This is a genomic window from Streptomyces sp. NPDC004266, from assembly GCF_042874095.1.
GTDB lineage: Bacteria > Actinomycetota > Actinomycetes > Streptomycetales > Streptomycetaceae > Streptomyces.
Genome location: NZ_JBIAMM010000003.1, coordinates 482910 through 499592, shown reverse-complemented (window position 1 = coordinate 499592; position 16683 = coordinate 482910). Strand labels below are relative to the sequence as shown.

General features: G+C 71.7%; 13 protein-coding genes and 1 riboswitch. Of the genes, 7 read left to right on the top strand and 6 right to left on the bottom strand.

The window, feature by feature from the left end; all coding sequences use genetic code 11:
• Positions 1-12: 12 nt before the first annotated feature.
• Positions 13-894 carry an NAD(P)-dependent oxidoreductase gene (locus ACFYUZ_RS10330; RefSeq protein WP_389307474.1) on the bottom strand — a complete coding sequence of 294 codons (882 nt, stop codon included), beginning with the start codon at positions 892-894 and terminating at the stop codon, positions 13-15.
• A 99-nt stretch (positions 895-993) separates the two neighbouring features.
• Here ACFYUZ_RS10330 and ACFYUZ_RS10325 point away from each other — a divergent pair, with 99 nt between their 5' ends.
• Positions 994-1353: a winged helix-turn-helix transcriptional regulator gene (locus ACFYUZ_RS10325; protein WP_389307473.1), complete on the top strand. Its 360-nt coding sequence runs from the start codon at positions 994-996 to the stop codon at positions 1351-1353.
• 40 nt (positions 1354-1393) lie between these two features.
• Here ACFYUZ_RS10325 and ACFYUZ_RS10320 read toward each other — a convergent pair whose 3' ends face one another.
• The gene (locus ACFYUZ_RS10320) at positions 1394-2746 is read right to left on the bottom strand and encodes a trehalose-6-phosphate synthase (protein WP_389307472.1); all 1353 of its coding nucleotides are present in this window, start codon (positions 2744-2746) and stop codon (positions 1394-1396) included.
• An 86-nt stretch (positions 2747-2832) separates the two neighbouring features.
• Positions 2833-3774 carry a glucosyl-3-phosphoglycerate synthase gene (locus tag ACFYUZ_RS10315; RefSeq protein ID WP_389307471.1) on the bottom strand — a complete coding sequence of 314 codons (942 nt, stop codon included), beginning with the start codon at positions 3772-3774 and terminating at the stop codon, positions 2833-2835.
• 149 nt (positions 3775-3923) lie between these two features.
• Positions 3924-4072, top strand: a riboswitch (SAM riboswitch).
• Here ACFYUZ_RS10315 and thrC point away from each other — a divergent pair.
• From thrC to groL, 4 genes are all read left to right on the top strand, one after another.
• Positions 4066-5373 carry a threonine synthase gene (thrC, locus tag ACFYUZ_RS10310; protein WP_389307770.1) on the top strand — a complete coding sequence of 436 codons (1308 nt, stop codon included), beginning with the start codon at positions 4066-4068 and terminating at the stop codon, positions 5371-5373. (Overlaps the previous riboswitch by 7 nt.)
• Before the next feature lie 14 nt (positions 5374-5387).
• The gene (locus ACFYUZ_RS10305; RefSeq protein ID WP_017238235.1) at positions 5388-5666 is read left to right on the top strand and encodes a MoaD/ThiS family protein; all 279 of its coding nucleotides are present in this window, start codon (positions 5388-5390) and stop codon (positions 5664-5666) included.
• A 400-nt stretch (positions 5667-6066) separates the two neighbouring features.
• Positions 6067-6270: a cold-shock protein gene (locus ACFYUZ_RS10300; protein WP_015035246.1), complete on the top strand. Its 204-nt coding sequence runs from the start codon at positions 6067-6069 to the stop codon at positions 6268-6270.
• A 348-nt stretch (positions 6271-6618) separates the two neighbouring features.
• Positions 6619-8247 (top strand): chaperonin GroEL, encoded by a 1629-nt coding sequence (gene groL, locus ACFYUZ_RS10295; protein WP_389307470.1) that lies wholly within the window; start codon positions 6619-6621, stop codon positions 8245-8247.
• A gap of 97 nt (positions 8248-8344) precedes the next feature.
• Here groL and ACFYUZ_RS10290 read toward each other — a convergent pair whose 3' ends face one another.
• Both ACFYUZ_RS10290 and ACFYUZ_RS10285 read right to left on the bottom strand, forming a co-directional pair.
• Positions 8345-10048, bottom strand: a complete 1704-nt coding sequence (locus ACFYUZ_RS10290; protein WP_389307469.1) for a hypothetical protein — start codon at positions 10046-10048, stop codon at positions 8345-8347.
• A complete protein-coding gene (locus tag ACFYUZ_RS10285) occupies positions 10038-11669 on the bottom strand; it encodes a hypothetical protein (protein WP_389307468.1) in 1632 nt (543 codons plus the stop codon). The genes ACFYUZ_RS10290 and ACFYUZ_RS10285 overlap by 11 nt, the downstream gene beginning before the upstream one ends.
• A 185-nt stretch (positions 11670-11854) precedes the next feature.
• Here ACFYUZ_RS10285 and ACFYUZ_RS10280 point away from each other — a divergent pair, with 185 nt between their 5' ends.
• Positions 11855-12328: an SRPBCC domain-containing protein gene (locus ACFYUZ_RS10280; RefSeq protein WP_389307467.1), complete on the top strand. Its 474-nt coding sequence runs from the start codon at positions 11855-11857 to the stop codon at positions 12326-12328.
• 1 nt (position 12329) lies between these two features.
• Here ACFYUZ_RS10280 and ACFYUZ_RS10275 read toward each other — a convergent pair whose 3' ends face one another.
• A complete protein-coding gene (locus tag ACFYUZ_RS10275) occupies positions 12330-13094 on the bottom strand; it encodes a class I SAM-dependent methyltransferase (RefSeq protein WP_389307466.1) in 765 nt (254 codons plus the stop codon).
• Positions 13095-13452: 358 nt separating this feature from the next.
• Between ACFYUZ_RS10275 and ACFYUZ_RS10270 the strand changes: the two genes are divergently transcribed.
• Positions 13453-16683, top strand: a complete 3231-nt coding sequence (locus ACFYUZ_RS10270; protein WP_389307465.1) for an FG-GAP-like repeat-containing protein — start codon at positions 13453-13455, stop codon at positions 16681-16683.

Below are 16683 nucleotides of genomic sequence, written 5' to 3'. Positions count from 1 at the left end.
GGTCGTCACCGATTACCGGAACAGAAGGTCCACCACACCGGTCAGGTCCTCCTCGCCGCCGCCCATGTCGAGACGGCGGCGCATCAGCGCGAAGTACGGCCGGAGCAACTCGGTGCTCACGCCCTGCTGTTCGGCCGTGGCCAGGAAGGTCGGCGTCCCGGCCACCTGCATGGCGAGGCGGGAGACGACGTTCTCGGTGTAGTCGCCGCTCTTGAGCCCGGCGGCGGTCCCGTGGACGCCCTGGGCCATGGCGGCGAGCCAGTCGGCGAGCAGCGGGGCGAAGGCGACGGGATCGATGTCCTCCCGCCGGATCAGCGCGAAGGCGTGCGCGGCCCCGGCGAACATCCCGTACATCGCGCTGAGCAGGGCCACGTCGTGCAGGGCGGCGAAGCCGGGGTCCTCGCCGACGTACTCGGTCCCGACCGGGACGGCCAGGGTCTCCCGGTGCAGCTCGAACAGCTCCCGCGAGCCGCTGTAGAAGACGTACCCCCCGGCCCCCGGGACGCCCACCATCGGCGGTACGGCCATGATCCCGCCGTCCAGGTGGCGGGCGCCCCGCTCCGCGGCCCACGCGGCGCGGGCCCGGGCCCGCGCGGGCGTCGTGGTGGTCAGGTCGACCAGGTCCTTGCCGTCCAGGTCGACACCGTCCAGGGCGGCGCCCACGGAGTCGTCGTCGAGGAGGCAGACCACGACGAGGTCGCTCGCCGCGACGGCCGCGGCCGGGCTGTCCGCGACCTTCGCGCCCTCGGCGGCGAGCGCCTCGGCGCGGGCCGGGGTGCGGTTCCAGACGGTGAGCGGATGCCCGGCGGCGAGCCAGGCGCGGGCCAGGGCGGTACCCATCGAGCCGAGGCCGAGGAGGGTGACGGGGGACTTCACTGCACTGTTCTGCGTCATGCCCGAAAGGCTGCGCCGACGCCTCCGGCCCGCTCAAGTACCCACTTGGAAGTGGGTGGTTACCCTGAGGTGAGCGAACAGGTCGGAGGGACGGGGCTGATGGCGACACTGAACCGGCCGGGCGCGCCCGACGGGCACGTCTGCGGCATCGACACCGCGATGGAGGTGATCGGCGGCAAGTGGAAGGTGCTCATCCTCTGGGCGCTCCACGAACAGCCCCACCGCCGCTTCGGGGAGCTGCGCCGGCTGGTCCCGGGCATCACCGAGAAGGTCCTCGCCTCCCACCTGCGCGAGCTGGAGGCGGACGGCGTCGTCGACCGCGTCTCCCACGACGAGGTCCCGCCCCGCGTCGAGTACGCCCTGACCGAGTCCGGCATCCGCCTCAACGAGGCCCTGGAGCCGCTGGCGGCGTGGGGCAGGGAGCGGGCCGGGGCCACCGTGGGAGCCGCCGGCCCCTGAGCGCCTCGGCAGCCGCCGGCCCCCGAGCGCCTCGGGAACCCTAGCCCCCGAGCGCCTCCAGCTGGTCCAGGAACCAGCGCTGCGGGGGCTGGGAGGTGGCCGTGGCCGCCAGGCGTTTCGTGCGGTCCGCGCGCTCGGACGGAGGCATCGAGAGGGCCGCGTGCAGGGCCTCGGCGGTCTCCGTCACGTCGAAGGGGTTCACCGTGAGCGCGTCCTCGCGGAGCTCCTCGTAGGCGCCCGCCTCGCGGGACAGGACCAGGGCGCAGCCCGCCTCCGAGACGACCGGTATCTCCTTGGCGACCAGGTTCATGCCGTCGCGCACCGGGTTCACCAGGGCCACGTCCGCCAGGCGGTAGGCGGCCAGGGAGCGGGTGAAGTCGTCCTTCACCGAGACCAGCACCGGCTGCCAGTCCGCCGTGCCGAACTCGGTGTTGATCTCCTCCGCCAGCTCCTTCACCGCCGCCGTGTACGAGCGGTAGGAGTCGAGGTCCTGGCGGGAGGGGTAGGCCGAGGCCAGGTGGACCACCCGCTCGCGCCACTCCGGGTGGACGGTGAGGAGCTCCCGGTAGGCCAGCAGGCCGCGCAGGATGTTCTTCGACAGTTCCGTGCGGTCGACCCGGACGATGCTCCTGCGGTCGCCGATCTCCGCGCGGAGCCCCGCGAGGCGCTCGTCCACCTCCGGACGGTGCGCGAGGGCCCGCAGCTCCTCGCCGTCGACGCCCAGGGGGTGCGCCGCCACCCGCGTGCGTCCGAGGTCGCCCGCGCAGTCCTCGAACGCCGACGCCCAGGCCCTGGTGTGGAAGCCCAGCCGGTCCGCGCCGAGCATGCCCCGGAGGAGCTCCTCGCGGATGTCGGTCGGGAGCATCCCGAGGTACTGCGGGGACGCCCACGGCGTGTGCGTGAAGTGCGCGATGCGCAGGTCGGGGCGGAGCTCGCGGAGCTGACCCGGGACGAGGGCCAGGTGGTAGTCCTGCACCAGGACCGCCGCGCCCTCCGCGGCCTCCGCCGCGAGCGCCTCGGCGAAGGCGCGGTTGTAGGCGCGGTACGACTCCCAGCGGCGGCGGAACTCCGCGTCGAAGACCGGCTCGCGCGGGATGTCGTACAGGTGGTGGTGGAGGAACCACAGCACCGAGTTCGCGATGCCGTTGTACGCGTCGGCGTACACCCCCGGGTCGATGTCCAGCATCCGCACGCCCGGCTCGCCGGTCCCGCGCCGGACCGCCTCCCGGTCGCCCTCGCCGAGGGCCGCACAGACCCAGAGACTGTCACGGGAGCCGATGGCGCTCAGGCCCGAGACCAGGCCGCCGCCGCCCCTCCGGGCGTCGAGCGAGCCGTCCTCGCCGAGCACGTACGAGACGGGGCCCCGGTTGGATGCGACGAGCACAGTAGCCATGTGGCGAACCTAGCCCGTCCCGTAAACGCTCAAACGTACGTATACGAGACAGGCTGATCCGGCCACGCTCGGTCGCCGCGGGCCCGTCACGCCACGCGGCGCCGCGCGTACTCCGTGATCTCGGCCATCGGCGGGCGCTCCTCCGTGTCCACCGCGTACGTCCGCGGCTCGAAGCCCTGCCGGCCCCGCTCGAACTGCGTCAGCCGCGGCCGCACCAGGTGCCCCCGCGAGAGCCGCAGCTGCGCCGTCCGGTAGATCGCCGCCGCCATCCGGCCCAGCGCCTGCCCGTCCTGGTGCCGGTGCTTGCGCACCCCCACGTCCACCTGTGCGAGCGCGTCCAGGCCCACCGTGTGCAGGGCGTCCACGAGCAGCCCCAGCTCCACTCCGTAACCGACCGGGAAGGGCAGCCGTTCCAGCAGCGAGCGCCGCGCCGCGTACTCGCCGCCCAGCGGCTGCACGAAGCCCGCCAGCCGCGGCCAGTGGAGGTTGAGCAGCGGGCGGGCCACCAGCTCCGTGACCCGGCCGCCCTGACCTGGGGTGTCGCCGAACGGGCGGTCGTACATCGCCTTGACGAAGTCGACGTCCGGGTCGGTGAGCAGCGGGCCCACGATCCCCGTCACGAAGTCCGCCGAGAAGTCCCGCAGATCCGCGTCCACGAAGCACACGACGTCCCCGCTGGTCACCATCAGTGACCGCCACAGGACCTCGCCCTTGCCGGGCACGGCCGGTATCCGGGGGAGTATCGAGTCCCGCGCGACCACCCGCGCGCCGGCGGCCGCGGCCACCTCCGCCGTGCGGTCCGTGGAGCCCGAGTCGATCACCACCAGCTCGTCGACGAGCGGCACCGCCTCCGTCATCAGCTCGCGGCGGATCACGGCGACGATGTCCCCGACCGTCGCCTCCTCGTTCAGCGCCGGCAGGACGACGCTGACCTTCGTGTTCCGCTTGGCGGCGAGGATCCGCTCCAGCGGCCGGTCCGCCACGGACCAGGACCGCCGGCCCAGCCAGCGCTCCACCTCTTCCAGCACGTGATCTCCATCTCGCGGTTCGGACGGCCGGTTCAAGCGTCCGGGCCTTCGGTTACAGTCTTGAACAACGCGGATGCCCGATGCACGTCGGGGTGCCGACCGCGTCGGAGCGCAGGAACGAAAGTCCACCGCGCTTCACAATCGAATACCGCTCATCCAGAGGGGCAGAGGGAAACGGCCCGTTGAAGCCCCGGCAACCCTCCAGTCGGTCATTACTCGTCCTCCAGCGAGGTCCCCGGCTAGGGAAGGTGCCAAATCCGTCTCATGGCGAAAAATTCGCCAATGGGAAAGATGAGGAGAAAGGGCCTCGCCTCCATGGCTGTACAGACCGCTACCCCCACCACCGTCGACCTCGGTCCCGCGTCCGGGCTCTCCTGTCGCGAATGCGGTGAGCACTTCCCGCTCGGCCCGATCTTCGCCTGCGAGCTCTGTTTCGGACCGCTCGAGGTCGCGTACGACCTTCCCACCGGCGACCCCGAGGCGCTGCGCAAGCAGATCGAGGCCGGCCCCGCCAACATCTGGCGCTACGCCCCGCTGCTGCCCGTCCCCGCCGACGTCGCCGAGAAGCCGAACCTGAACCCCGGCTGGACCAAGCTCGTCCAGGCCGACAACCTGGCCCGCGAGATCGGCGTCGCCCCCGGCAGGCTCTTCGTCAAGGACGACTCCGGCAACCCGACCCACTCCTTCAAGGACCGGGTCGTCGCCCAGGCCCTCGAAGCCGCCCGCGCCTTCGGCTTCACCACCCTCTCCTGCTCCTCCACCGGCAACCTGGCCGGCGCCGTCGGCGCCGCCGCCGCCCGCGCCGGCTTCCGCTCCTGCGTGTTCATCCCGCACGACCTGGAGCAGGGCAAGGTCGTCATGGCCGGTGTCTACGGCGGTGACCTGGTCGCCATCGAGGGCAACTACGACGACGTCAACCGCTTCTGCTCGGAGCTCATCGGCGACCCGCTCGGCGAGGGCTGGGGCTTCGTGAACGTCAACCTCCGCCCGTACTACGGCGAGGGCTCCAAGACGCTCGCGTACGAGATCTGCGAGCAGCTCGGCTGGGTCATCCCCGACCAGCTCGTCATCCCGATCGCCTCCGGCTCCCAGCTCACGAAGATCGACAAGGGTCTGCAGGAGCTCATCAAGCTGGGCCTCGTCGAGGACAAGCCGTACAAGATCTTCGGCGCCCAGGCCGAGGGCTGCTCCCCGGTCTCCGCCGCCTTCAAGGCCGGTCACGACGTCGTCCGGCCGCAGAAGCCGAACACCATCGCCAAGTCGCTCGCCATCGGGAACCCGGCCGACGGCCCCTACGTCCTCGACATCGCCCGCCGGACCGGCGGCGCCGTGGAGGACGTGAACGACGAGCAGGTCGTGGACGCGATCAAGCTCCTCGCCCAGACCGAGGGCGTCTTCGCGGAGACCGCCGGCGGCGTCACCGTCGGCGTCACCAGGAAGCTCGTCGAGGCGGGTCTGATCGACCCGAACCTCACCACCGTCGTCCTCAACACCGGCGACGGACTCAAGACCCTGGACGCGGTGGCCGACACCTCTCAGGCGACCGCCACCATCCGCCCGAGCCTGGACGCGTTCCGCGACGCCGGCCTGGCGCTCTGAAAGGTTACGAACACATGGCCGTGAACGTCCGCATCCCCACCATCCTCCGCACCTACACGGGCGGTCAGTCCGAGGTCCAGGCCGAGGGCGCGACCCTCGCCGAGGTCATCGCGGACCTGGAGAAGAACCACACGGGCATCGCCGCCCGCGTCCTGGACGACCAGGGCAAGCTGCGCCGCTTCGTCAACGTCTACGTGAACGACGACGACGTGCGCTTCGAGCAGGGCCTGGAGACGGCCACCCCGGCCGGCGCGGGCGTCTCGATCATCCCGGCCGTCGCCGGCGGCTGCTGAGCCGCGGTCGAGCCTTACCGGTCAGTACGAATTGCCCCTTCCGCGCGAAAAGCGGAAGGGGCAATTCTGCATGGTTGAGCGCGGTAGAGTTGGGGAAGTCCCCTCCGCTGCTCATGCCAGGCGCATATGAGAATGCGTCTCCGCCCGACTAGATGCAGCCAAAGTGTGTGCGCGTTGTGTACCTTCTGCGCGCTTTGCCGGGCCCGACTTGCCCCGTGATCCAGGGGATTCTCCCCAATTCCCCTTTCGGTCGCGCCCAGAATTCTCGGTCGAATGACCTGTTGCAGAGGGCAGTTGGGCAGATACATTCAGCCGCGGTCGACGCGTTCCGGCGCAGAGGTCTGACCCGGGTCCGCGAAGTGCGGGTCCCGCGCAAGGGCCAGTAATAGGGGAGTTAGGCATGGCTCAGGGCACCGTCAAGTGGTTCAACGCGGAGAAGGGCTACGGCTTCATCGCGGTAGACGGTGGTGCGGATGTTTTCGTCCACTACAGCGCGATCCAGATGGATGGCTACCGCAGCCTCGAAGAGGGCCAGCGGGTCGAGTTCGAGATCTCGCAGGGCCAGAAGGGTCCGCAGGCGGACATGGTCAAGCTCGCCGTCTGAGCGCGGCGCGATCGGCCGACGACGCAACGCCGTCGAGGGGTCCGCATCCCTGAGGGGATGCGGACCCCTCGCGCGTTCCCGCCCCCGCCCCGCTCCCGCCCGCCCGGGCCCTCCTTGATCGACGTCCCGGTCGACCTCCCGAAACGCGAGAGTCGCTTGCACTCTCATAGGGCGAGTGCTAATCATTGGCGTTAGCACTCGGAAGGTGAGAGTGCTACGAGGATCGGGCAGACGAGGTCGCCGGCCGGGTGGGGCAAGGAACCACGCGGAGTCGCGGAGGCCGTCCGTCGCGGGCGTCGGCGCGGTCCTGGAGCGTTATCCACCCCATGTCCGGGAGGACCACTTCACATGGCCAAGATCATCGCGTTCGACGAGGAGGCCCGGCGCGGTCTCGAGCGCGGCATGAACCAGCTCGCTGACGCCGTCAAGGTCACCCTCGGCCCCAAGGGCCGCAACGTCGTCCTCGAGAAGAAGTGGGGCGCCCCCACGATCACCAACGATGGTGTCTCCATCGCCAAGGAGATCGAGCTCGAGGACCCGTACGAGAAGATCGGCGCCGAGCTGGTCAAGGAAGTCGCCAAGAAGACGGACGACGTCGCCGGCGACGGTACGACCACCGCCACCGTCCTCGCCCAGGCGCTCGTCCGCGAGGGCCTCCGCAACGTGGCCGCCGGTGCCAACCCGATGGCCCTCAAGCGCGGCATCGAGAAGGCCGTCGAGGCCGTCTCCGGCGCCCTGCTCGAGCAGGCGAAGGATGTCGAGACCAAGGAGCAGATCGCTTCCACGGCCTCCATCTCCGCCGCCGACACCCAGATCGGCGAGCTCATCGCCGAGGCGATGGACAAGGTCGGCAAGGAAGGCGTCATCACCGTCGAGGAGTCCCAGACCTTCGGTCTGGAGCTGGAGCTCACCGAGGGCATGCGCTTCGACAAGGGCTACATCTCGGCGTACTTCGCCACCGACATGGAGCGCATGGAGGCGTCGCTCGACGACCCGTACCTCCTGATCGTCAACTCCAAGATCTCCTCCGTGAAGGACCTCCTCCCGCTCCTGGAGAAGGTCATGCAGTCGGGCAAGCCGCTGCTGATCATCGCCGAGGACGTCGAGGGCGAGGCCCTGTCGACCCTGGTCGTCAACAAGATCCGTGGCACCTTCAAGTCCGTCGCCGTCAAGGCCCCGGGCTTCGGCGACCGCCGCAAGGCCATGCTGAACGACATCGCCATCCTCACGGGCGGCACGGTCATCTCCGAGGAGGTCGGCCTCAAGCTCGAGAACGCGGGCCTGGACCTGCTGGGCCGCGCCCGCAAGGTCGTCATCACCAAGGACGAGACCACCATCGTCGACGGTGCCGGTGACAGCGACCAGGTCGCCGGTCGCGTGAACCAGATCCGCGCCGAGATCGAGAACTCCGACTCGGACTACGACCGCGAGAAGCTCCAGGAGCGCCTCGCGAAGCTGGCCGGCGGCGTGGCCGTCATCAAGGCCGGTGCCGCGACCGAGGTCGAGCTCAAGGAGCGCAAGCACCGCATCGAGGACGCCGTTCGCAACGCGAAGGCGGCCGTCGAGGAGGGCATCGTCGCCGGCGGTGGCGTGGCCCTGCTCCAGGCGTCGAACGTCTTCGAGAAGCTCGAGGCCGACCTGGCGGGCGACGAGGCCACCGGTGCCAACATCGTCAAGCTGGCCCTCGAGGCCCCGCTGAAGCAGATCGCCGTCAACGCCGGCCTCGAGGGCGGCGTCGTGGCGGAGAAGGTCCGCAACCTGCCCGTCGGCCACGGCCTGAACGCCGCGACCAACGAGTACGTCGACCTCATCGCCGAGGGCATCATCGACCCGGCCAAGGTCACGCGCTCCGCGCTGCAGAACGCCGCGTCGATCGCCGCGCTGTTCCTCACCACCGAGGCCGTCATCGCCGACAAGCCGGAGAAGGCCGCCGCGCCGGCCGGCGGCGGCATGCCGGGCGGTGACATGGACTTCTGATCCTGACGGATCGGCTGTCCATCGCTGAACGCGAACGAGGGCGGCACCCCCTGGTGGGGGTGCCGCCCTCGGGCGTTCCGCCGTCCTGCGGGAGGACTCAGCGCACGTCGACGTAATCGGCCCACGGGGCCGGCGAGTGGAAGTGCGTGGAGTCGCCCCAGTACCGGATGCGCCAGCTGCCGTCCACGGACGCCTTCGCCTTCAGCGAGATCTCCCCGTGCGCCCCGGTCCGGCCCGTGGCGACCTGACGCCAGGTCGTCGTGCCCTTCGCCTGGAACTGCAGCGCGACCGGCGCGTAGCCGTACACCCGCCAGGCACCGCCCGTGTAGTGCTGGAGCGTGCCCGTCGCGGTGACGTACGCGCCCTTGGCGACCGGCTCCGGGCCGGCGTTCATCCCCGCGATCCGCGTGGGCGTGCGGACGAGGCGGAAGACCCGGCTGACGGACTCGGCGTACTCGTCGGTCGTCAGGTGCCGGACGCGGAAGTAGCCGCCGTTGCTGGTGGCCCCGGCGTAGAACGTCGTCCAGTAGTCGGCGGACGCCGTCGCGGCGGACAGCTTCCGCCAGCCGGTCCTTCCGTCGGCCGACTGCTCCAGCTGGACGTACTGGGTGGTCGAGGTGCTGCGCGAGTACACCGAGTACCGGGGCCGGAAGACGCCCGTCACCCAGACCTTCGAGTCGGCCGTGAGACCGCCGCCGACCAGGTCGATGCGGGACTCCCACGGCACGGCGACGGCGCCGCCGCGCTCGGCGAAGTTCAGGTACGGGTCGACGGACGAGACCCGCCAGTACTCGCCGTACTGCACGCCCGCGGCGGCGACGAGCCGCGCCGAGAAGCGGCCGTCGGCGTCGGTGTAGACCGTCTTCCCGTACGGGGTGCCGTAGTCGTAGGAGCCGAGGGACACGAGGACCGGCTGGTCGGCGAGCGGGGCGCCCGCCGCGCCCGGGTCGGTCATCCGGCCGCTGACGGTGACGGTCTCGCCGCTGAGCGCCCGCTTCTTGTCCGCGGCGGCGGTGACCGTCACCGTACGGGGCTTGACGTCGGTCACGTAGCGGTACTGCTCGTCGGAGCCGTGCACCTCGGCGCTGTCCTCGGAGAAGACGGCCTTGAGCTGTGTGCCCCAGCCGGGCGTGGCCACGGCGAGCGGACCGCCGACGTAGGCGCCCGTGTCGTCGGTGACCGCCGTCGTCGGGGAGCCCGGCGTCGAGCCCACGGGCTCGACGGTGACCGTGCGGCCGGACAGCGGCACGGCGTCGCCGGAGCCGGGCTGGATGCCGACCAGCGTGCCCTGCGGGTGGGCGTTCCGGTCGTCCCAGGCGGGGGTGCCGACGCCGAAGGTGAGCTGGGGCCGCAGCCGGAAGTCGAGCGTTCCGGCGCCGGTGCGGGTGGACGTGTTGCCCAGCGAGTCGGTGGCCGTGACGTCGATGGCGTACGTGCCGAGCGCCGGGATGGTGCCGCCGTCCTCGGTGAGCTTGAGCGCGGCCTCGGCGGGCACGAGGAAGCGGCCCGCGAGGTACGGGTCCCAGGTGTTGCCGGGGGCCAGGGCGGGGATCTCGGCGAGGACGGTGTCGCCCTGCCGGATCCGGGCCGAGACCTGGGTGACCTTGGCCTGCGGGGCGTCGGTCCAGGCGGCCACCTTGAAGGTGCCGCGCTGGCCGTCGTCGGTGACGGCCGTTCCGATGCCGATCGGGCCGGGTGCGGCCGGCGCCTCCTCCGCGAGGGCGGGGAGGGCGGCGGCGGACAGCGCGGCGGCGGTCAGCGCCGCGACCAGGGAGAGGCGGGGGCGGAGGTCAGCGCGCATCGATGTACTTCGCATTCGTCTCGCTGTAGAAGTAGCCGGCCGGAGGCTGCAGGCCCATGACCCAGTAGCCGTCCTCGTAGGCGGTGGCGCGGTAGCTGAAGTTGCCGTAGGCGTTGGTGGTGATGCTCTTGGTGACCCAGTACCACCGGGTGTCGCCCTTGGGCTTGAGGTACAGCGTCAGCCGCGCGCCCGGGTAGGCCTTCCAGACGCCGTTGACCTTGCGCTGGACGGTGCCGGAGACGGTCATCCTGCCGTTCAGCACGGGCCGGGTGGGGCTGATGGTGAAGGCGGAGAAGCGGGTCTCGTAGCGGGCGAGGTGGATGCTCGCGCCCGCCTTGGCGACGAGCTGGTCCGTCACCGGGTGGTGGACCCGGTAGCGGGCGTCGGTGTAGCCCCAGGCGGACAGGTTGTACCCCCCGCAGTAGGGGGCGGTGCCGGAGCGCAGGGTGCCCCAGGTGCGCCCGCCGTCGCGGGAGTACTGGAGGACGACCGGCTGGGTCTCGTAGCAGTTGCCGCCGAGGGAGCCGGTGGCGGTGACCTTGCCGTACTCGTCCAGGGTGATCCGGTACGAGGAGTACGAGAACGGCTGCGGGACGGCGATGTCGTTCCGGTCGTACGGACGGGAGTCGTTCGCGTAGTACGGCGACGGGCGCAGCGCGGTGTAGATGGCGTCGGTGCCGTAGTACGGCCGTACGTTCAGGGAGAAGGTGCCGTCCGCGGCGGCGGTGACGCCGCCCAGCGAGGTCGGCGTGGTGGCGAAGGTGGGCTGGGCGCCGCCGGAGGCGACGACGGGAGCGCCGGCGAAGGGCTTCCAGCCGTCCGGGGTGAGCCGCTCGACCCGCCCGGTCACGAGGACGTCGGTCCCGGCCAGGACGCGGTACCTGTCGACGTTCGAGCTGATCCGGTAGACGACGGTCGCGTCGATCCCGAAGGTCGGCACGGCCGTGGCGCGGTCGGGGTCGAGGTCGGTGCCCGCCGTGAGCACGGTGGCCGTGCCGTTCTGGAGGGAACCGTTGGGCGTGACGGGCAGCGCGAACGTGCCGTCGGCGCGCACGAGGGCGTCGGCGGTGAGGGTGCGGTGGGTGATGCCGCTGTCCTCGACGGGAAGCGAGAGCCGCACCTTCGTGCCCTCGGGGGCGGTGGTCCGCTCGCCGGTGGACGGGTCCCACAGGGTGGTGGTGCCGGAGAGCACGACCGTGCGGTGGTCCCAGTCCGTCGAGGGACGGTCGAAGGAGATCTTCCCGACGCCGACGTGCTTGTGGTGGCCGTAGGTGCCGCCGGTCCACTGCTTGGTGGTCTCGTCGGGGAGGCGGTAGTCGACCCGGACCGGGTAGTCGCCGAGGGCGGTGCCCTGGGGCAGGGCGAGCGGTTCCTTCGTCGTCACCCAGCTGCCGGACGGGGTCACCTCCTCCGTGGAGGCGAGGACGGCGGCGTCGGGAGCGGTGGAGGCCAGGACGCTGACCTTCACCCAGAGGGCGGTGGAGGGCAGCGTGACGGTGTAGCGTCCGCTGTCCTCGGTGATGCCGGTGATGTTCGTCCAGTCGGCGTGGGCCGCCGGGGCGTGGATGGCGGCGGGCACGGTGACGCCCGCCGAGAGTGCGAGAACGGCTGCGGCACGCACGAGGGCGTGCGGGAGCCTGCGCGTCGAGCGCGGCAAGAGGGACCCCCCACAGGTCGTGATGGCGGCTCGCATGATCGAGGCGGCCGCGTGGGAGCACCATAGCGCCAAGGTGTTGAACGCGTTCACTCGCTTTACCGGGGCGCCGGGGTGATCCTGGAATGGTCCCTTCGTGGAGGGAAAGTCCGATGGTCACCCTTCTGACGACACCGGCCGACCGCGAGTTGGTCGTCACGCGCACCTTCGACGCCCCGCCGGGCCGCGTCTGGGAGGCCTGGACGCGGCCCGAGCACGTGCGGGAGTGGTACGGGGGAGCCGGGCTGACCATGTCCGTCGTCGACATCGACCTGCGGGCGGGCGGCGCCTGGCGCTGGGGCCAGACCGGGCCGGGCGGTCAGGAGATCGTCTTCTCCGGCACGTACGAGGACGTCGTCCCGGTGGAGCGGCTCGACTACACGGAGGTCTTCGAGCAGATGCCGGACGCCGGGCCCGTCCGCGTGACCCTCACCTTCGACGCGACCCCCGACGGCGGCACGGCCCTGACCAGCACCTCCTTCTGGCCCTCGAACGAGATCAGGGACCAGGCGCTGGCGGCGGGCATGGAGGCGGGGGTGAGGGAGCAGTACGACCGGCTGGCGGAGCACCTGGACGGGATGGGGTGAGTCAGCGGCGGGGTCGGCGCCGGAAGAGGGCCGTCCAGAGGAAGGGCTCGCCGAAGACCGGGGAGTCGGAGGGTTCGTCGCGCATGCGGCGGAGTTCGATCTCCGTGAGGCCGGTCTCCGTCGGGCCGCCGAAGATCGTGCGGAGCGAGGCGTCGGTGTAGGCGAGGCCGCCGTGCAGCCCGCCCTCGCGGTAGAAGTCGGCGTCCGGGAGTTCGGAGCCCATGCCGCCCTCGCCGGCCGCGAACGCGGTCAGCGCGAAGTGGCCGCCGGGGGCGAGGGCACGGTCGAGGAGGGCGAGGTAGCTGACACGGCGGTGCGGGGGCAGGTGGTGGAAGCAGCCGGAGTCGTAGACGAGGTCGTACGGGCCGTCGAGGGCGGCGGTGAAGGCGTCGCCGCACACGAACCGGATGTTCTCGGCGCCCGCCTCGGCGGCCCGTTCCCCGGCCCAGGCGATCGCGGTGGGCGAGAGGTCGACCGCGGTCACGTCGAAGCCGAGGGAGGCGAGGTGGAGCGCGTTCCGGCCGGGCCCGCAGCCGAGGTCGAGCACCCGGCCGCCGGCCGGGAGCAGGCCCTGCTCGACGTACGACACGAGGTTCTCGTCGGGCTTGGCGACGAAGAACGGCACCGGCTTGTCCCGGTCCGCGTAGAACCCGTCCCACCACTCGGCCCCGCCCTCCGTCCACCGGTCGGCGCCGGGCGAGAACAGGCCGTCGAGCAGGGTGAGTACGTCGTCGACGGTGCGGATGGTGCGGTCGGTCTGGCTCATGTGGATCTCCCCTCCGAGTCCCCCAAGAATACGGGGAGTTGAGGCGAAACCCCAGGTCAGAGATGGTGTACGGACCGGCCGTGCGGGGGCTGTGCGGCTTGTGGGCGGGCGGGCCTCCCCCTGGGGGCAGGGGGGGTGCGCGGACCCCGGAAGGCCGCCTCCAGGCCCGGGAAGGGGCACTTCCGGCGGTCGCCGGGGGGCCTTTTCCGCCCGTCTCCCGAAGTCGAGTTGAACGGGTTCGAAATTGCCTCCCCGTGGGGGCGGAGCTCTGTTAGGGTCGGCCTGCTCGCGCGGGGGACGAGAGGCGTGACCACGAGGCCCCTTCCCCGCGCCGTAAGCCCTGGGGAGGGACTTCCACGTGATCAACCCGTTGTCTCGACGGCCGCGTCGTCGCGCGCTCGGCCGCATCGCACTCGCCGTCACCCTCGCGGTGACGGCCGGTGCCGGCGCCACCGTGGGGGCGGTGGCGGCCGACGCGCCCGTGACGACGGCCGGCGAAGCCGTCGTCGTCAGCCCGGGCGCCCGCTTCGTGCCCCGCGCCACCATCGTCCTGAACGCCGGCGAGACCGGCTTCCTCACCGCGCAGGAGGGCGACGACCGGCTCCGCTGGATCGACTACGCGACCGGCGCGACGACCGTCCTCGACCACCGTCTGCCGAAGCCGCTCTCGTACGACGTCGACGCGTACCGATTCGCCGAGTACCCGGCGGACTTCGGGCACGGCTCCGACACCGTGGCCGTCTATGCGGAGGGCCCGACCCCGCACGTGACGCTCCGGCAGCGGGCCGGTGGGGGCGAGACGGTCACGGTCCCGATCCCGGAGGGCCAGACGTACGTCGCGACGTACGGCGACACCGTCATCACCCGGACCGGCACCGAGAGGGCCGTCACCGGCCTGCACCTCCTGCACCCGTCCGGCGGCGGTGTCCGGGACCAGCTGCTGGAGGGCCTGCCCGAGGGCTGGAACCTCTCCGTCAGCGAGGGTGACGCGCGGTCGATCGCCGTCCGCGGCATCAAGTGGGTGGACTCCACGATGAGCCAGGGGTGGTGGGTCGTCGACCTCGCGAGCGGGAAGATCAAGACGCTCTCCACGCGGGGCGAGAGCGTCTCGTTCGACCGGGACACCGTCCTGCACTACGGCGCCCCGTCCGGCAGCGACGCCCAGGTGTACCGCCGCGACGACCTGGACGCGGAACCGGTCACCGTGGACATGCGGGACATCGCCTCCTACGACGACGTCGTCCGGCGCTTCGGCGACTCCTTCGTCACCGTGACCCCGCCCAGCCCCGGCAACGACGGCGGGTACCGGGGCAACCACCTCGTCCTGCGCGATGCCACGGGGAGCTGGAAGTCCCTGCTGGCCGTGGCCTCCCCGGCCGTGCACCGCACGCCCGACGGCTCGCTCCTGGTGGCCGGTGCGGAGCAGAACACCACCTACGGAGCCCTCGACTGGGGGTACTACCTCTTCACCGAGGCCGCCGACGGCACGGTCACCCGCAAGCGGATCGCGGACATCGCGGACATGGAGGCCCAGCCCGCCGGGATCTCCCTCGGCAGCGGCATCCTGACGACGGCCGACGACTCCCACCTCTACAACCCCTACACCTCCATCGGCGGCTACCGGAGCACGTGGCTGAAGACCTCCGGGCGGCCCGAGGAGCTGCGCTCGACGGCCGACGGCACCACGAACGGCCGGGACGACGACTGCGGAAACCACGACGGCACCTACTGCGTCACCATGTTCGCGAGCGGCGACGGCGCCCACGGCCGCAAGGCGGGCACCGAGCAGGACGTGACCATGCTCTACCGGAACGGCTCCACGACCTGGGGCCCCCGGCTGTCGACCGGACTCGGCAGCCCCCAGCTCGTCGACCTCTCCGGCAGGTTCGGCGTCGTGAACCAGGGCTGGGACGGCGGCCAGGCCGTCGTCGAGTTCCGCGGCACCGACTCCGGCGCCGTGCTCCAGAAGCGCACGCCGGTCGCCTCGGCCGTCTGGGGCAACACGCTGTGGAGCGCCCTCGGCCGCTCGGACGGCAGCGGCACGGTGTCGACCACCGTGGTCGCCAGGACCCTCCCGTCCGGGACCGCCACCGTGCGGTCCTTCGACGCGGGCTGCGTCCCCGGCCGGCTCCAGGCCGTGGGCCGCCTGGTGTACTGGAAGTGCACGAACTTCTGGGGCGACGACTTCAAGGGCGCGGGCCTGTACGACCAGGCCAGCGGGCGCACCCTGCGCCTCGGCAAGGACGACGTCCTTCTCGGCGACGGCTACTTCGTCTCCCGCTCGGACGCCGACGGCCTCACGCTCTACGACGTCCACGACGGCCTCCCGACGAGCGGAAACGCCGCCGACGCCCCGCACCGCGTCGTCGCCGCCCCCGCCGACCTCGGCAGGAACACCGCCCCCCGGGCCGGCTGGACCGTCGACCGCTTCGGCGGTCACGTCGCCTACACCGGTGACGACCGCCGCGTGCGGATCGTCCCGTCCGGCGTCCCGACGTCCCGGATCGCCGTCATCGACGCCGACGCGGCGGCCGGAGTGAACCTGAGGACGGGCACCTGGAAGCCCCGGTGGTGGCTCTCCAAGCCCGCCGCCTCCTGGACGCTGACGCTGAAGCACAAGGCGACCGGCAGGGTCGTCCGCACCCTGGCCGGGGGCGAGGCGCGCGGCATCGTCACCCCCGCCTGGGAGGGGAAGGACGCGGCGGGACGGCTCGTCGCGAACGGCGCCTACACGTGGACGCTCACCGCGAGGCCCGCCGACGGCCAGGGCGCGGACCTGTCCTCGTCCGGGACGGTGTCCGTCTCCGGCGGCGCGGCCGTCTGGCGCGACCTCGCCGGGGACGACGGCTTCGGTGACCTGCTGGTGATGGACACGACCGGGCTCGTGTCCATGTACCGGGGGACCGGGGCGGGCGCGCTGTCCGCGCGGATCGCCGGGACGGGGACCAAGTTCCCGGCGACCTCCGTGTTCGTGCCGACGGGCGACCTCAGCGGCGACCGGTGCGCCGACGTCTACGCGCGCGTGGGCGACCAGCTGCGGGCGTACCGGCCCGGATGCGGGAAGGTGGTCTCGGCCTCCTCGCCGTACGCGCTGCTCGGCTCCGGCTGGGGGCAGTACGACGCCCTCACCTCCCCGGGCGACGCGAACGGCGACGGGTACGCCGACCTGATCGCGCGTCAGGCATCGACCGGTGACGTGTACCTCTTCGGCGGTACGGCCGACCACCGCCTGAAGGGCCGGGTCCGGATCGGCACGAACTGGAAGCTGTACAGGAAGCTCGTCGGCGCCGGCGACCTCAACGGCGACGGTCGCGGCGACCTCCTCGGCGTCGACGCCTCGGGCGTGCTCTGGCGCTACCACGGCACCGCGACCGGCGGCGTCACCGCGCGCGTGAAGGTCGGCGGCGGCTGGGGCGCCTATTCCGCGCTCGTCGGCATCGGCGATCTGTCGGGTGACGGCCGCGCGGACCTCGTCGCCCGCGACACCGCCGGCCGTCTGTGGCGCCACAGCGGCACCGGGACCGGCCTCTACGGAACCCGGGTGCTGATCGGCTCCGGCGGATGGAACGGCTTCAAGGGCCTCTACTGA

Excerpts from the sequence above, each read along its gene's own strand:
- thrC (WP_389307770.1), top strand. The coding sequence starts at position 4,066 with ATGAGGAGAAAGGGCCTCGCCTCCATGGCTGTACAGACCGCTACCCCC.
- ACFYUZ_RS10325 (WP_389307473.1), top strand. The coding sequence starts at position 994 with ATGGCGACACTGAACCGGCCGGGCGCGCCCGACGGGCACGTCTGCGGC.
- ACFYUZ_RS10280 (WP_389307467.1), top strand. The coding sequence starts at position 11,855 with ATGGTCACCCTTCTGACGACACCGGCCGACCGCGAGTTGGTCGTCACG.
- ACFYUZ_RS10275 (WP_389307466.1), bottom strand. The coding sequence starts at position 13,094 with ATGAGCCAGACCGACCGCACCATCCGCACCGTCGACGACGTACTCACC.
- groL (WP_389307470.1), top strand. The coding sequence starts at position 6,619 with ATGGCCAAGATCATCGCGTTCGACGAGGAGGCCCGGCGCGGTCTCGAG.
- ACFYUZ_RS10320 (WP_389307472.1), bottom strand. The coding sequence starts at position 2,746 with ATGGCTACTGTGCTCGTCGCATCCAACCGGGGCCCCGTCTCGTACGTG.
- ACFYUZ_RS10330 (WP_389307474.1), bottom strand. The coding sequence starts at position 894 with ATGACGCAGAACAGTGCAGTGAAGTCCCCCGTCACCCTCCTCGGCCTC.
- ACFYUZ_RS10305 (WP_017238235.1), top strand. The coding sequence starts at position 5,388 with ATGGCCGTGAACGTCCGCATCCCCACCATCCTCCGCACCTACACGGGC.
- ACFYUZ_RS10300 (WP_015035246.1), top strand. The coding sequence starts at position 6,067 with ATGGCTCAGGGCACCGTCAAGTGGTTCAACGCGGAGAAGGGCTACGGC.
- ACFYUZ_RS10290 (WP_389307469.1), bottom strand. The coding sequence starts at position 10,048 with ATGCGCGCTGACCTCCGCCCCCGCCTCTCCCTGGTCGCGGCGCTGACC.